Source organism: Francisella-like endosymbiont (assembly GCF_003069505.1).
Taxonomy (GTDB): Bacteria; Pseudomonadota; Gammaproteobacteria; order Francisellales; family Francisellaceae; genus Francisella.
The window spans coordinates 1-16,341 of sequence record NZ_QAPC01000005.1; the positions used below are offsets into that span (position 1 = coordinate 1).

Consider the following 16,341-nt stretch of genomic DNA (forward strand, 5'->3'; position numbering starts at 1 on the left):
TAGCAGAAGAGGATTCGTTAATCACACTAGAAACAGATAAAGCGAGTATGGAAGTACCATCTCCTGTAGCAGGTAAAGTTGTTGAAGTTGTTACAAAGGTTGGTGATAAAGTTTCGCAAGGTAGCTTGATTCTTAAAGTTGAGACTGGTACTAGTGCAGTAGCTCCAGCACTAGTATCAAGTTCAGTAAATGAGTATGCCGTAGATAACTCTAATGCTCATGCTTCTCCTACAGTGAGAAAGCTAGCACAAATTTTAAATGTTGATCTAAGCAAGGTTAAAGCTACAGGTCATAAGGGTCGTGTAACTAAAGAAGATTGCTACAATTATATCAAGCACGCTGTTATACAAGTGCAGACTGGAAAGGTCGCTGCTAGTGGAAGTCTTTTAGATCTTTTAGATGATCCAGTAGTAGATTTCAGTAAGTTTGGTGAGATTGAGACCCAACCATTATCAAGAATTAACAAGATTAGCGCTAAGAATTTACACCGTAACTGGGTTAAGATTCCACATGTAACATTCTATGATGCTGCTGATGTCACAGACTTAGAAGAATTCAGAAATGCTAAGAAAGTCTTTACTGAGAATGAGGGTATCAAGATTACACCTTTATCATTCTTAGTTAAAGCTGCTACAGTTGCATTACAAGAGTTCCCAAGATTTAATAGCTCATTATCAAATGATGGTGAGAACTTGATTATCAAGAAATACTACAATATTGGTTTTGCTGTAGATACTCCAGCAGGCTTAATAGTTCCGGTAATCAAAGATGCTGATAAAAAAGGTATTATTGAAATATCAAAAGATATTATGGAGTTGGCTGGCAAAGCTCGTGATGGTAAACTTGGTGCAAAAGATATGACAGGTGCTACGTTTACCATCTCAAGTTTAGGTGTATTAGGTACTACATCATTTACACCAATTATTAATATGCCAGAAGTAGCTATTATGGGTGTATCTAAAACAGCTGTGAAACCTGTTTGGAATGGTAAAGAGTTTGTTCCTAGAACTATGCTACCATTATCACTATCTACAGATCATAGAGTGATAGATGGCGCATTAGCAGCTAAGTTCTTAACTAGATATTGTCAGATTTTATCTGATTTACGTGAAATCATAATGTAAGTGGAGTTTTAAAAATGAGTGATATTAAAACACAACTTGTAGTTTTAGGTAGTGGTCCTGGTGGATATAGTGCAGCGTTTAGAGCGGCTGACTTGGGACTAGAAGTAACTTTGGTTGAGAGATATGAAAATATTGGTGGTGTGTGTCTAAATGTTGGTTGTATCCCATCTAAGGCACTTCTTCATATTGCAAAGGTGATAAATGAAGCTAGACATTTAGCTGCTGATGGTATCATTGAAATGAATGATATGAAAATTGATAAAGCTAAAATTCTTAAGTATAAGGATGATGTTGTAGCTAAGCTTACTGGCGGTCTTAAAGGTATGGCTCAAATGAGAAAGGTCAAGATCGTGCAAGGTTATGGTAAATTTATTTCTGATAAAGAACTAGCTGTAGAGGCTGCTGATGGTAAAGTTACAAAGATTACTTTTGATAACTGTGTTATTGCTGCAGGTTCAAGTGTTATTAAGCTACCGTTTGTACCAAAAGATGACAGAATTATTGATTCAACTGGTGCATTACAAATGAAAGAAATCCCTGAAACTATGCTTGTAGTTGGTGGTGGTATTATTGGTCTTGAGATGGCACAGGTTTACTCTGAGCTAGACACAAAAATTACAGTTGTTGAGTTTGCTGACCAGCTTATGAACGGTGTTGACAAAGATATCATCAAAGCCTACGAGAAGATGAATAAGCATTATGAAGTGCGTTTGAAAACTGCTGTAACAGCTATGGATGCGCGTAAAGATGGTATTTATGTAACTATGGAAGGTGATCATCCGGCTAAAGAAGAGCGCTATGATAGAGTACTTATGGCTATTGGTCGTAAGCCAAATGGTAAGTTAATAGATGCTGAAAAAGCAGGTGTTAAAGTTGATGAAAGAGGCTTTATCCCAGTAGATAAACAACTTCGTACTAATGTTCCGCATATCTTTGCTATTGGTGACATCGTTGGTCAACCTATGCTTGCGCATAAAGCTGTACCAGAAGGTAGAACTGCTGCTGAGGTTATCTCAGGTCTTAATCATAGTTTTGATCCTTTAGTGATTCCTTCTGTTGCTTATACTGATCCAGAAGTTGCTTGTGTTGGTGAGACAGAGACTTCTGCAAAAACTAAAGGTATTAAGTATGAAAAAGGTGTGTTCCCATGGGCTGCTAGTGGTAGATCATTAAGTATTGGTAGATCAGAGGGTATGACTAAGGTTCTATTTGATGAGAATCATAGAATTATTGGTGCTTCTATCGTTGGTACTAATGCTGGTGAGCTTATTTCAGAAGCAGCTCTTGCAATAGAAATGGGCTGTGATGCTGAAGATATAGCTCTTACAATTCATCCACATCCGACTCTATCTGAAAGCTTAATGATGGCTACAGAAGTTTATGAAGGTACTGCAACAGATCTTCCGCCACAAAAGAAAAAGTAATTTCTATTAATTTCAAATTCTGTAAACTTTTTTCTTTTTATATATTTCATTTTGTTATAATCATAAAAAAATTCTAAAAAATAGTCTTTCAATGGTTATAACTGAATCTCTATCAGCTAGAGGCTCATTTAGGTATTTAATTAATTAAATTTTACAGGAGTGCCAAAAATGACTTGGTCAGATATTCTCTCAGAAGAAAAACAAAAACCTTATTTTAAACAAATACTTGACTTTTTAGCTTGTGAAATCGCTAAAGGTAAGGTGATTTTCCCAGCTAAAGAAAATATTTTTAATGCTTTTAAATATACTGAGCTAGATAATCTAAAAGTGGTCATTTTGGGTCAAGATCCATATCATAGCTATAATCAAGCACATGGTTTGGCCTTCTCAGTACAAAAAGGGGTGGATATTCCTCCATCGTTACAAAATATTTATAAAGAGCTTGTTCAAAGTATTCCAGAGTTTGAAATTCCAAATCATGGTTTCTTAGTTGATTGGGCAAAGCAAGGAGTATTTTTATTAAATACTACTTTGACAGTTGAAGCTCATAAAGCAAATTCACATAAAGATATAGGTTGGGAGACTTTTACAGATACTGTAATTAGCAAGATTTCAGAACATAAGGAGAACGTTGTATTTATGCTTTGGGGTTCGCATGCACACAAGAAAAAAGCTCTTATTGATAGTTCAAAGCATTTGGTTTTAGAGTCTACACATCCATCGCCGTTATCAGCAAATAGAGGTTTTCTAGGCTGTAATCATTTTGTTGATTGTAATAAGTATTTGATTGAGAAAAAGGGTCAGAAAATAGACTGGAATTTACTTGACTAAATCATTCCACCATGGGCAGCCTAGAAAACCATGATTATTTAACAATATTCCAAGGATCTTGATATTGAGTATGATTTTCTACAGGATTAACTCTTTTATTCCACCATTGTACGGCGTATTCGACACCATTTATTTCAACAATGTCACCAGTAATATACTCTTTTGTAGGATCCCATGTGCCTACTGGAGTTGGTTTGGGTTGAGGGCTTAGGGTTTTCCTAAGCAGCATCAGAGAAGTTTCCTAATGGAGTGTAGGCAGAATTGTTGCACCAGTCAGCTACTTTACTCTTATACTCACTATTACCTGCTTTTAATACAAGTTCCATTTACATAGCTACCAATAACCATCTGGATATGTATATTGACGCTCTGGCGTAGGTCCAGACTCTGGTCCTGGTTTGCTTGCATCATAAGTTTTAGTGAAATCAATATCATTGTTTTGAGCAAGATTAGTTATTGATTTTTTAATTATCTTATAAGTTAATAATCTTTGTTGATTGGCTGTTTTTTGAGTATTTGAGGAACTTAGTTATTCTAGTATTTGCCCATCTGTTTTTGTAACTTGATTGATAGTTTGATCAAATGCTTTATTAACATCTTTTACACTGATAAAGTGAAGATCATTATTATCTCGATAAGATAATTTATGTATCACCATTGCCAATACTTGTTTTAGTCTTGCCACTGAGAAAGTAACTTGGTTGTTTACTTCAATATACCTGTATCTTCAAGTTTTTTGTTATTATTTATTGAATATTTGATTGATATAGAAAGAAACTTGACGTGGATATCTGTAATATGTAGCTTCACCAGTATTCGGCTTTTCAGCTCCAATTCTAGTTTAATAACTGATTGTATCTAATAACTAATTATTCATATTTTTATACTCTTTAGTGTTGAAACTACCTTCAGCACAGATATTTATAATATGTCTTAAGTACTGGACTATAGTCACCAGCATTATAGACAACATTCATCATAAATGGGAATGTTAAACCACCAGCAGTATTTTTTTGAGAGTTTTGTAGACATTTATTCCATTGCTCATGGTACATATACCAATCATCTGTCGAGTTAACATTCATTCTATTAATATCGTTGCAATGATAGAAAGTAGTTATCATTGGCCCAGAGTAGATATTATCTAATGCTTCAGGACCTATTTTTTTGTATGTGAACCATCACCTGATCTTGTATTGAATGCGGCTACAGCATCGTAGTTTGCTAGACCAAGAGCTACCTTAGCTTCAGATGAAGGTAGCTTTTTGAGTAGTCATTAATCTGATAAGGACCACCTTGATCAGCTTGTAGTAATATATTTGCATATGTGCTGTTATGAATCAGTTAATCAGGATTGTTTGGCTCAAAGTTTTGAGCTATTTGACTAGACATATCCGACTCTTGCATTAGCTGGCCTATCAATGAACCATATAAGATAGTCTTTGTTAAATTTCATGTTTGGATATTTTTGCTTAATCAAATAACCATACATCACACCAGCTATAGCATTTGACATAATAACTATATTTGCATATTCGGTATTGGTAATAAAAATATCATATGCCTCTGACTGACTGATAGGAAAAGTATTGTGATAGGCTACTTTCACCTTGATTTAATTGTTTATTTATTAGCAAAAGTTGCTGCTGGCAACATAATTGATACATTAATAGAACTAATGATAACTTTCTTCCTTGTTTTTCTAAAAAGTTAGATTTTAAAAAAGGTATTTCAGATTATAGATTTTTTTGCAAGATTTTCCTTATCAGTTATTTAAATAAGAGTTATCAAAAATTGATAGGTGTAATTTTATTATTTGTGATAGTCAAGATATTTTTGGCAGTTAGATTTTGTAAGGTTTTTGAATGGATTGCTAAAGAGTGCTTTTTGTTATAGGTTATGTTAAAATAACGATTATATGTTTTATCTTGATTAAAAGCGATAACTAATGTCTATAACTACAAAAGAATCATCATCGATAAATATCGAAAAAGAACTAAAACAATCATATCTTGATTATGCGATGAGTGTAATTGTTGGTCGTGCTTTGCCAGATGTGCGTGATGGTCTTAAGCCTGTCCATCGTCGTGTACTTTTTGCGATGAATGAGTTATCTAACTACTACAATAGGCCATATAAAAAGTCTGCAAGGATTGTCGGTGATGTTATAGGTAAATATCATCCACATAGTGATACAGCTGTTTATGATACTATTGTTAGGATGGCACAGCCTTTTTCATTACGTTACACTTTGGTAGATGGACAAGGTAACTTTGGTTCTGTTGATGGCGATTCGCCAGCAGCAATGCGTTATACCGAAATTAGGATGGAGAAACTAACGCACGAGCTTTTAATCGATATAGACAAAGAAACTGTAGATTTTTCACCTAATTATGATAATACTGAGTTAGTTCCGGATGTGTTGCCAACAAGAGTTCCCAATCTTTTGGTAAATGGTTCATCAGGTATCGCTGTTGGTATGGCGACTAATATTCCACCACACAATATGACAGAGGTTATCAATGGTACTATAGCTCTTATTGATAATTCTCACTTAACTATCGAAGAGCTTATAGAATATATTCCTGCACCTGATTTTCCTACTGGATCATACATTAATGGTACAGATGGAATACTAGAGGCGTATAAGACAGGTAGAGGACGCGTAATTATGCGTGCTAAAGCTAATATTCATGAAGATGAAGCATCTGGTAAATCACAAATAGTGGTCACAGAAATATCTTACCAAGTAAATAAAGCTAAGGTTGTAGAGAAGATTGCTGAGCTTGTTAAGGATAAGAAAATAACAGGTATTTCAGAGCTTAGAGATGAGTCTGATAAAGATGGTATTCGTGTTGTAATTGATCTGAAAAGAGATGAATCACCTGAGGTTGTCCTAAATACTTTATATGCCCAAACACAATTACAATGTAGTTTTGGGATTAATATGGTTGCTCTTAGTGACAACAAGCCTAAGTTACTAAACCTCAAAGAAATTCTAGAACAGTTTATTAAGCATAGAAAAGAAGTTGTAACTCGAAGAACAATTTTTGAGCTGAGAAAATCAAAAGAAAGAGCGCATATACTAGAAGGTCTGTTACTTTCATTAGTAAATATTGATGAGATGATTGAGCTTATCAAGGAATCTCCTTCACCGGCTGATGCAAAAGAGTCTATACTTGCTAGATCATGGAATGGTTCTATGGTTAAGAGTATGCTAGAGGGTGTGGATGTCAAAATGTATCGTAAAGAAACTTTAGCATCTCACTATGGTATACAAGCTGATGCTTCATATAATCTAATTGACGAGCAAACAGATGCGATACTTGCTTTGAGATTACACAGATTGACGGGTTTGGAGCAAGATAAGATTGTCAATGAATTCAAAGAGCTTATTGATAGAATTAAATATCTAATTAGTATTTTGAGCGATGTTAATGAACTAATTCGCGTTGTTAAAGAGGAGCTTGTTGAAATTAGAGATAAATATGGTGATCAGAGGAAATCAGAAATTATAGAGTCAAGATTAGATCTAACTAGAGAAGATTTAATTGCAGAAGAAGATATGGTTGTAACTTTGTCTATGGATGGTTATGTTAAAACTCAACCATTAAGTATATATAATGCGCAAAAGCGTGGTGGTGTTGGTAAATCTGCGACTAAGACTAAAGAAGAAGATAGTATATTTAAGTTAATGCTTGCTTCAACTCATGATACTATGTTGTGTTTCTCAAGTTTAGGTCGAGTGTACTGGTCAAAAGTTTATGATTTCCCAGTCGCAAGTAGAATTTCGAAAGGTAGACCAATTAACAATATTTTGCCATTAGAGAAGGATGAAAGAATAACATCAATGATGCCAATTTCTCAGTTTAACGAGGGTTGGTATGTGTTTATGGCAACTAAACTTGGCAGAGTCAAGAAAGTTGATCTGTCTGAATTTGCTAGACCGCGTTCAACAGGTAAGATAGCAATTGGCTTAAATGATGGTGATGAATTATCTTACGTTGCTCTTACAGATGGTAATAAGCAGATTATGATGTTCTCTGATGCAAGTAAAGCAATCCGTTTTGATGAATCTAATGTGAGGGCTATGGGTCGTTCAGCAGCTGGAGTAACTGGTATGCGTATTCAGCCTGACCAAAAGATAGTTTCAATGCTTGTGACAAATGCAGATGAGGGGATTGTTTTAGCAGCTACAGAAAATGGTTATGGTAAGAGAACAGCAGTCTGTGAATATCGTAAAACTAAGCGTGCTAGCCAGGGTGTTATAGCTATATCAACATCACAGCGTAATGGTAAGGTTGTAGTAGCTGTTTTGGTTGAGAATGATGAAGATATTGTGATGATTACTGATAATGGCACTTTGGTAAGAATATCTTCTGATGAGGTTAGAGAATGTGGTCGCTCTGCTCAAGGGGTTAGATTGATTAATCTGAGAAATAATGAAAAACTTATTAGCTTAAAAGTAGTTAAGCAGGATGATGTTGAGAATAATGAAGATATAGAATCTTCTGATGATACTGCACAGAGCGAATAGTTGGTATGTTTAAAAAAACTAAGATTACCATATTAGGAGCTACAGGATCTATAGGTGATAGCACTTTAGCTGTTATTAGAGAGAGTAATGATTTTGAAGTTTTTGCTTTAACAGCATTTAGTAATATTGAGAAACTGGCAAAGCTATGCCAAGAGTTTAAGCCTAAGTTTGCTGTGGTTCCAAATTTAGCTAAAAAACAAAAGTTACAGTCATTAGTTACTAATGTTGATATTTTGATAGCAGAACAGGGGCTTGAGAAAGTATCCAGTTTGCCAGAGGTTGATATAGTTATGTCTGCTATAGTTGGTATCGCAGGGCTTAGGCCAACTTTTGCAGCAGCTAAAGCAGGTAAGAAAATTTTGCTTGCTAACAAAGAATCGTTAGTAACAGCAGGACACTTATTGGTAGATGAAGTTATAAAAAATAATGCTCAACTTATACCTGTAGATAGTGAGCATAATGCAATATTCCAATGTATAGATAATGCTAACAAGCAATATGCCAAAGATATTGACCAAATAATTTTGACAGCATCTGGAGGACCTTTTAGAGATAAGCAGTTGCATGAGCTAATTGATGTAACGCAGGAGCAGGCATGTGCTCATCCTAAGTGGCAAATGGGACGCAAAATTTCTGTTGATTCATCAACAATGGTGAATAAAGCTCTAGAGGTTATCGAAGCATATTGGCTTTTTGGTGTCCTAGCTGATAAAATAAGCGTTCTAATTCATCCTCAGAGTGTAATTCACTCAATGGTGAGATATATTGATGGTAGTTATTTGGCTCAGCTAGGAGCACAGGATATGAAAACGCCTATAGCAAACGCCTTATACTATCCTCTTAGAGGTGAAACACAAGTCGCTAAGTTTGATTTTACAAAGTGTGAATTGACCTTTAGAAAAGCATGTTTTGAAAGATTTGAAGCATTGAAGATTGTATTTGAGAACTTACAGAATAAAAATTATGCTGCTAATATAGTTTTTAATGCTGCTAATGAGGAGCTGGTAGCAGCATTTTTAGATGAAAAGATTAAGTATTTAGAGATTATAGAAGTAAACAAAAAAGTAACAAAAGAGTTAAATTTTGAGAATCCAAAAAATATAGAAGAAGTTTTTGAAATAGATAGAAAAACTCGTGAGTATGTGGATTCTGTTTTGGGGTAAATTGAGTGTTTTTTTTGAGAAAGAAGTTTGTATTATCCTCTCTTCTTATGAGTATTGCATTTAGCGGCTGGGCTGATAATGACAACTTTATATTAGATAATGTATCTATTAATGGATTAGAGGGCTTACAGAGTGATGTAGTTAAAAGCCGCATTGGTTATAAGAAAGGAAGCTACATTACATCTGAAGATACAAATCAGATTATTAATAATCTTTATGGCACTGGATTTTTTAACAGTGTCGATTTATATCGTAAAGGAAGTAATCTTTTTATTAATGTCAAAGAAAGACCGATTATAGCAGGGTTTAGTTTTAGTGGTAATAAAAAGCTTAGTAAAGATAATCTTGAGAAAGTTTTTACTGATGCGGGTATATATGTAGGTAATGTTTATAATCCTAATATGATGTTTTTGCTTAAGCAATCTTTGCTTAATCAGTACTCTATGCTGGGTTTATATGGTGCAAAAATACAAGAAAACATCAGGAAACTACCAAATAATAGGATTGATATAAATATAAACTTTCAAGAGGGTAAACTTGCAACTGTTGATTCGGTAAACTTTGTCGGTAATAAAAATTTTGATGATGCCGACTTAGGTACTAGTGTTGCATTTCAAGTGCCTTCGATATGGAATTTATGGGGTTTTTTGTCATCTTTTGATAGTTATTCACCAGATGGTATGAGTCAGTCTGTCCAAGGCATAACAAACTATTATTTAGATAGAGGTTATTTAGATTTTAAGGTTACATCGAAACAAGTATCAATGTCCAAAGACCGTGAGCATTCATATATTACTTTTGATGTTGCAGAAGGACAGATTTATAAAGTTGGTAGTATTTCTTTAACTGGTAAGTTTATTTTACCAAAATCAGAGTTACAATCTTTGGTAAAGATAAAACAAGGCGAAGTGTTCTCAAAATCCAAACTGGTTGATACAGTTAAGGGTATAAAGACTCTGCTAGGTAGTAAAGGATATGCTTTTGCTACAGTTAATCCTATTCCTACGGTTGATAAGAATAATCGTATAGTTTCTTTTAAGATTGTTGTCGATGCTGGGAAGAAGGTTTATGTGAATAGAATAAATTTCTTTGGAAATAATGTAACTAATGATTATGTATTTCGGCGCCAATTACAATATTATGAGCAAAGTCAATATAATAAGGAGGCAATAGATAAGTCTCAAAGAAGGTTAGACCAATTGCCATATGTTGGCTCAGCTGATATGGAGCTTGTTCCTGTTGCAGGATCTGATGATTTGGTTGATATGAATTATAATATCAAAGAGAGGAATGCTAACTCAATAAGTGGAAGCTTAGGATTCTCGGATTTGTATGGTTTTATGATAGGCGGTAGGCTAAATATGCCTAACGTTTTTGGTACTGGTAATACTTTTAATGTTAATGTGCAGCTTTCGATCCCATTCCAACAATTAGATATAAGTTATATTGATCCATTTTTTACTACTACAGGAATTAGTCAAAATATTTCTGCATACGTAAATAGATCAAACTTTGCTAAGACAAATGCTGTTGCTGCGTATCAGTTAGATACTATTGGTGCAAGATTGATATATGGTTTACCTATATCAACGTTTAGTAATGTTTCAGCAGGTATAACTTTTGCTAATAATACAGTTAAGCAATCAACTATTTATCAGTCTTCAATTGTACAATGGTTTATCCAACAACAAGGCGGTAGAAACAACTTTAATGAGCCTGCATTGACAGCAGGTTGGAGTTACGATAATTCAAATAAATATATTTTTGCTACATATGGAGGATCATTTAATTTAAATGGCTCTGTTAACATTCCAGTTATTAGTAATATTAATGCATATAAGGTAGAAGTTGGAGGTACTTATAATATAGCTGTGCCAAATACTGATATGTCAGCGCTAACTATTAGAGCTGGAGTTCTATATGGTGGCGGTTTTGGTAAAACAAAAGAACTACCTTTCTACGAGAACTTCTATGGTGGTGGTTGGGGAAGCGTACGTGGTTTCCTACAAGGTTCACTTGGTCCACGTGATATTAACTTAATAGATGGTTCGACGGGTAACTCAATTGGTGGTAACCTTAATATTTACAATAACTATGATCTATTGTTTCCTGTACCTTTTATAAAGGATAGTTCTAATATGAGGATAGGCGCATTTGTCGATATAGGTAATACATATACAACTTATAATTTAAATGGGGTAGTAGCTTCTCAACCAAAGCAAGAAACTGTACCTTCATTTTCTAATTTGAAATACTCTATTGGTGTTGAGTTTAGATGGGCTTCGCCAATGGGACCATTAGCTATGTCATTTGCTCAGCCATTTAATGTGCAAAAAGGTGATATAACTCAAGTATTCCAATTTTCATTAGGACAAAACTTCTAAAACAGATATGTTATTTTCTTGTATAAAAAGCTAGATTAATTGTATCTGGTACCTAAAACGGCTTAACAACTTTGGTAATATTGTGTTAGAATCTATTATTAAAATGATTATAATAAATTTAAGAGAGATCTTCTAAATGAAAAAAATTGCTTTATCAATATGCGTTTTGGCGAGTGCATTTACTGCAGCGTATGCAGACACTAAAATAGTTGTAGTCAATCCAGTTGAGATCTTCAATGATTCTGATTTAGGATCTGTGAGCGTCAAAAAACTTGAAAATGATCTTAAGCCAGATGCTACTAAGCTTAAGCAAGAACAAGATAATATTATGCAGCAGATGAAAGCTTTACAAGATAATTCTGCAACTATGACTAAAAGTGAATTAGACAAGAAACACCAGCAAATCCAACAAGAACAACAAAACTTTGCTGAAAAAGCACGAATCTTACAGCAAAAAGAGTATATGGCAAAAGATAAGCTATCAAAGAAATTTCAAGCTTCATTTGATAAGGCGGTACAGACAATTGCTAAGCAAAAAAATTATAACATAGTGCTTACAACACAGGCATTAGCTTATGTCAATAATGTTGATGATATATCAAACCAAGTTATTGAGTTGATGAATAAAGACTCTGAATAATCTTAGGGAGTTTTATTAATGTATACTTTAGATTTTCTAGCATCAAAGCTTGATGGTAAAGTCAAGGGCAATAAAAGTATCGAGATAAATAAGATTGCTACACTATCACAAGCTGGTGAAGGCAATATTTCTTTTTGTACTAACCCTAAGTATTTAAAGGCATTATTTAAGACAAAAGCATCAGCAGTTTTAATTACAGAAGAGGAATTAGAATACTGTAATACAAATGCAATAGTGTTATCAAATCCTTATATGGCTCTAGCAAAGGTTATGGAATTATTTGATAAATCGCCGCGTCCAGATGGTAAAATTCATAGTAAAGCTGTTATAGCTGCAAGTGCTGTAATTGGTGAAAATGTCACTATAGGAGCTAATACGGTTATTGGCGAAAATGTAATTATCGGTGATAATGTCTGCATAGGTGCCTGTGCAACGGTTGATAATGGCACTAAAATAGGTAATGATACTCTTATTAAGAGTAATGTATCTATTGCTCATGATGTTGTAATTGGTGCTGGATGTATTATTCATCAAAATACTGTAATTGGTTGTGACGGTTTTGGTAATGCAAGAGATGAAGATGGTAGTTGGACTAAGATTCCTCAACTAGGTAGAGTGATTATCGAAGATAATGTTGAGATTGGCTCTGGAACAACTGTTGATAGAGGGGCTATTGATGATACGATAATTAAAAAGGGCGCACGTATTGATAATTTAGTACAGATAGCTCATAATGTAGTTATCGGTAAAAATACCGCCATAGCTGGTGTTACAGCTGTTGCAGGTAGTACAATGATTGGTGATAACTGTCTTGTTGGAGGTCAGTCAGCTATAACTGGACATATCAGTATTTGTGATAATACTATCATAGGTGGCGCATCTAATATTGGTAAGTCGATTACTAAGCCAGGGATGTACTATGCTGCGTTTGAAGCTAAACCTAGGATCCAATGGGGTAGGTTTGTGGCTAAACTAGCTAAGGTTGATACTCTAATTACAAAAGTAAAACAACTAGAAGAAAAAATTAAATAATTAAGGATTGTTTAATGAGTCAGTTTAATGAAAATAATAAACAGATAGATGTAATTGGAATTAGAAAAATCTTACTTCACAGGTATCCTTTTGCATTTTTGGATAAGATCGTTGATTGGAGTATTGAAGATAGAACGATTGTTGCACAAAAAAATGTCACTGTAAATGAGGATTTTTTTAACGGGCACTTTCCTGATTTTCCAGTCATGCCTGGTGTATTAATAGTTGAAGCAATGGCCCAAGCAACAGCAATACTTGGTGAATTAATGGCAGAAACATTGTTTGCTCATGTGGTTGAGAAAGCTGGCGGTGGTAGAAGAACGTTTATGCTAGCTGGTATTGATAAGGTAAGAGTTAAAAAACCTGTTATACCAGGCGATGTGTTAGTGATTGAGTCACGCATGGTAAAACAAAAAAATATCATCTGCACTGCAGAGTCAGTAGCGAAGGTTGATGGACAAGTTGTTTGTTCAGCTGAATTAATGGCAGCATATAAGGACTATTAATCGTGATACATAGTTTGGCAGTAGTACATGAGAGCGCCAGAATAGCCGATACTGCTATAATAGGACCATTCTGTGTTATTGGGAAAAATGTTGTTATTGGTGAGAATACTGAGTTAAAAGGCCATGTAACAATTGGCGATAATGCTGTTATAGGCAAAAATAATCGGATTTTCCAGTATGCTTCAATCGGTGATGACCCAATTGATTATACATATAAAAAAGGCGATTTTTCTCAGGTTGTTATTGGTGATAATAATATTATCAGAGAATGTGCAACCATTCATGGTGGAACCGCAAAAGAAACTGGAATTACATCAGTTGGTAACAACAATATTATTATGTGCTATGTGCATATTGGTCATGATTGTAAAATAGGTAGTTACATAAATTTGGTTAATGGGATTGGTTTAGCTGGACATGTGCATATTGATGATTATGCAATCTTAAGTTCTAATGTTGGTGTTCATCAATTTTGTAGAGTCGGTAAACATGCTTTTATTGCTCATGCAGCACTGGTTGGTAAGGATGTCCCTCCATATCTAATGGTTACTGCTGTGAATGCTGGCTCAACTCCTTGTGGTATAAATACTGAAGGCTTAAAGCGCCGTGGTTTTACACCTGAAGAAATGAAAAAAATCAAAGAAGTTTACAAGGTGTTATATCGTAAAGGTTTAATGATGAAAGAAGCTTTTGAGATAATCAAAGATATGGCTAAAGAAGACAAAGTTTTAGAGCCTTTTGTTGATGTGATTAGTACTTCGCGAAGAGGTATACTAAGGTAATGAGAATAGGTATTGTAGCTGGAGAACTCTCAGGTGATCAATTGGGTGGTACACTAGTTGAGGTTTTAAAGCTAAGATATCCTAATGCAACAATTGAGGGTATTGGTGGCCCTAAAATGGCAGCAGCTGGTTTTAAAAGCCTCTACTCAATGGATGCACTATCATTAATTGGTTTTTTAGAAATTATCTCAAAAAGTCTACGCATATTAAGTATTCGTAGCAAAATTATCAATTATTTTAAGCAAAATAAACCTGATATATTTATAGGTATAGATGCCCCTGATTTTAATCTTACGGTTGAAAAAGAATTAAGAGCTGCTGGTATTAAGACTATACATTATGTAAGTCCCAAAATATGGGTTTGGCGGGAATATCGTATCAAAAAAATACGCAAAGCAACTGATAAGATATTAGCAATTTTGCCTTTTGAAGTTGGATACTATAAAAAAAGGCATAATTTTGAAGCTATATATGTTGGCCACCCATTAGCTAAGAATATCCCAATACATATTGACAGAGCTAAGTATAAAGAAAAACTCGGTTTAGAAAATAATTCTTTGTCAATATTATCAGTTTTACCGGGAAGTCGTACTACAGAAGTTACAAGGCTGTTACCATTATTTTTGACAGCATTACAGAAATTAGTAGATGCCGGGTATAAATTTAAAGCTATTATGCCTTTAGCTAAGCCATCATTAAAACCACTATTTGCTAAATATAAGCAGCAAATTGATGATCTAGGGATTGAAGTTTTTGAAGCAAGTTCGCATGAAGTTTTAAAAGCATCTGATTTGAGTTTATTAGCATCAGGAACAGCAACATTGGAGGCTATGCTATGTAAACTACCTATGGTTGTAGGTTATAAGTTATCATGGCTTTCAGCTTTTATTGGCAAAATCCTTATTGGTAACCATAGTTATTGGGCTTTCCCTAATATCTTGCACAAAAGCGAAATCGTTAAAGAATTAATACAAGAAGACTGTACAGCAGATAATTTATTTAGCGAATTAAAAAGATTGTTTGATGATAAAAAGCGCAACGATCATATAGTAAAAGAATTTGAAAAAATTCATACAGAAATGGTTATTGATACTGAGAGTAAAATCATCGAAGTATTAGATATTATGATAGAAAAATCTTAATTTTTATAGTCTTTAGAGATATAATACATGAGTATAAAAACATTATAGGTGTTAGGTAAATGACAATAATATTGGCATTAGTTTTAGTTTTGGTGATATTGATCATAATAGATTTATATCGTAAAAGTTTGCGTCTCAAACAATTAGAAATACTTAGAAATATTGAACAAAGTAATACTCAAGAGCTTATAACTCAAGCTAAAAGTTACTCAGAACATGCTGCTAATGTTGAAAATATTCAGCATGAATATCCGCTCTTAAGAGATGGTTTTTTACTACTTTACTTTGAAGCGATTGAACCAATTCAAATAAAAGATTTAACCGAATTTTTAAAGTACTATGGAGTGAAATATACTGATGACAAGGTTTTCCAAAAAGTTAATTATAAGGATGTTATCTTTAGCATTTTACTTGATAACCAAGAGCAAGAGTTTTTTAGTGCTAAAGATGGTAGTATAACTGGTATTATCGCTGTAATGAATTGTAGAAAACTTGCCAGTATCGATTATGATGTTAAAACATGCTATAAATTAATGCTAGATGTCTTAGAAGATTTAGCTAAGTCTTTTCATGGTACGTTAATGAATGAGCATAAAGTTAGACTTACTAAAAAAGATAAACAAAACTATTTAGCAGCAATTTTATAACAATAAAAATATAAAAAAACTTTTATTTTTGGTTAATCATGTCCATAATTTTTGATAAAAAATGAATATCTAATATTTCTTAAACTTTACATCAGGTAGAATTTGTATTAGATTTCTGTCTTTTATATC

General features: G+C 33.9%; 15 protein-coding genes and 1 pseudogene. 12 read left to right on the forward strand and 4 right to left on the reverse strand.

Annotated features, from left to right (window positions below):
• From C9379_RS07355 to ung, 3 genes are all read left to right on the forward strand, one after another.
• The coding region (locus C9379_RS07355) for a 2-oxo acid dehydrogenase subunit E2 (protein ID WP_343377575.1) at positions 1–1,124 on the forward strand (1,124 nt) is incomplete at its 5' end.
• 14 nt (positions 1,125–1,138) lie between these two features.
• Positions 1,139–2,548 (forward strand): dihydrolipoyl dehydrogenase, encoded by a 1,410-nt coding sequence (lpdA, locus tag C9379_RS07360; protein WP_143385305.1) that lies wholly within the window; start codon positions 1,139–1,141, stop codon positions 2,546–2,548.
• A 168-nt stretch (positions 2,549–2,716) separates the two neighbouring features.
• Positions 2,717–3,379, forward strand: coding sequence for a uracil-DNA glycosylase (gene ung / locus C9379_RS07365; RefSeq protein ID WP_143385304.1), 663 nt, complete (start codon positions 2,717–2,719; stop codon positions 3,377–3,379).
• Between the two features lie 34 nt (positions 3,380–3,413).
• Here the strand turns inward: ung and C9379_RS07370 are convergent, their stop codons facing one another.
• The 4 genes and pseudogenes from C9379_RS07370 to C9379_RS07385 all read right to left on the reverse strand — a co-directional run bounded on the left by C9379_RS07370 (position 3,414) and on the right by C9379_RS07385 (position 5,035).
• Complete coding sequence (locus C9379_RS07370) at positions 3,414–3,608, reverse strand: carbohydrate-binding protein (protein ID WP_318263463.1); 195 nt, start codon at positions 3,606–3,608, stop codon at positions 3,414–3,416.
• Between the two features lie 300 nt (positions 3,609–3,908).
• The gene (locus C9379_RS07375; protein ID WP_318263462.1) at positions 3,909–4,064 is read right to left on the reverse strand and encodes a hypothetical protein; all 156 of its coding nucleotides are present in this window, start codon (positions 4,062–4,064) and stop codon (positions 3,909–3,911) included.
• 223 nt (positions 4,065–4,287) lie between these two features.
• On the reverse strand, positions 4,288–4,464 hold the full coding sequence (locus tag C9379_RS07380; RefSeq protein ID WP_318263461.1) for a hypothetical protein: 177 nt from the start codon (positions 4,462–4,464) through the stop codon (positions 4,288–4,290).
• A 74-nt stretch (positions 4,465–4,538) separates the two neighbouring features.
• Positions 4,539–5,035: pseudogene (locus C9379_RS07385) on the reverse strand (hypothetical protein).
• Positions 5,036–5,327: 292 nt separating this feature from the next.
• Here C9379_RS07385 and gyrA point away from each other — a divergent pair.
• From gyrA to C9379_RS07430, 9 genes are all read left to right on the forward strand, one after another.
• Positions 5,328–7,916, forward strand: coding sequence for a DNA gyrase subunit A (gene gyrA, locus C9379_RS07390; RefSeq protein WP_143385303.1), 2,589 nt, complete (start codon positions 5,328–5,330; stop codon positions 7,914–7,916).
• A gap of 5 nt (positions 7,917–7,921) precedes the next feature.
• Positions 7,922–9,079: a 1-deoxy-D-xylulose-5-phosphate reductoisomerase gene (dxr, locus tag C9379_RS07395; RefSeq protein ID WP_143385302.1), complete on the forward strand. Its 1,158-nt coding sequence runs from the start codon at positions 7,922–7,924 to the stop codon at positions 9,077–9,079.
• A gap of 5 nt (positions 9,080–9,084) precedes the next feature.
• Positions 9,085–11,463 (forward strand): outer membrane protein assembly factor BamA, encoded by a 2,379-nt coding sequence (gene bamA, locus C9379_RS07400; RefSeq protein ID WP_143385301.1) that lies wholly within the window; start codon positions 9,085–9,087, stop codon positions 11,461–11,463.
• A 136-nt stretch (positions 11,464–11,599) separates the two neighbouring features.
• Positions 11,600–12,103 (forward strand): OmpH/Skp family outer membrane protein, encoded by a 504-nt coding sequence (locus tag C9379_RS07405; protein WP_143385300.1) that lies wholly within the window; start codon positions 11,600–11,602, stop codon positions 12,101–12,103.
• An 18-nt stretch (positions 12,104–12,121) separates the two neighbouring features.
• Complete coding sequence (lpxD, locus tag C9379_RS07410) at positions 12,122–13,135, forward strand: UDP-3-O-(3-hydroxymyristoyl)glucosamine N-acyltransferase (RefSeq protein ID WP_143385299.1); 1,014 nt, start codon at positions 12,122–12,124, stop codon at positions 13,133–13,135.
• A gap of 14 nt (positions 13,136–13,149) precedes the next feature.
• The gene (gene fabZ / locus C9379_RS07415; RefSeq protein ID WP_143385298.1) at positions 13,150–13,641 is read left to right on the forward strand and encodes a 3-hydroxyacyl-ACP dehydratase FabZ; all 492 of its coding nucleotides are present in this window, start codon (positions 13,150–13,152) and stop codon (positions 13,639–13,641) included.
• Positions 13,642–13,643: 2 nt separating this feature from the next.
• Positions 13,644–14,423: an acyl-ACP--UDP-N-acetylglucosamine O-acyltransferase gene (gene lpxA, locus C9379_RS07420; protein ID WP_143385297.1), complete on the forward strand. Its 780-nt coding sequence runs from the start codon at positions 13,644–13,646 to the stop codon at positions 14,421–14,423.
• The gene (gene lpxB / locus C9379_RS07425; protein ID WP_143385296.1) at positions 14,423–15,565 is read left to right on the forward strand and encodes a lipid-A-disaccharide synthase; all 1,143 of its coding nucleotides are present in this window, start codon (positions 14,423–14,425) and stop codon (positions 15,563–15,565) included. The genes lpxA and lpxB overlap by 1 nt, the downstream gene beginning before the upstream one ends.
• 59 nt (positions 15,566–15,624) lie before the next feature.
• Positions 15,625–16,212 carry a cell division protein ZipA C-terminal FtsZ-binding domain-containing protein gene (locus C9379_RS07430; RefSeq protein ID WP_143385295.1) on the forward strand — a complete coding sequence of 196 codons (588 nt, stop codon included), beginning with the start codon at positions 15,625–15,627 and terminating at the stop codon, positions 16,210–16,212.
• Positions 16,213–16,341: the final 129 nt, after the last annotated feature.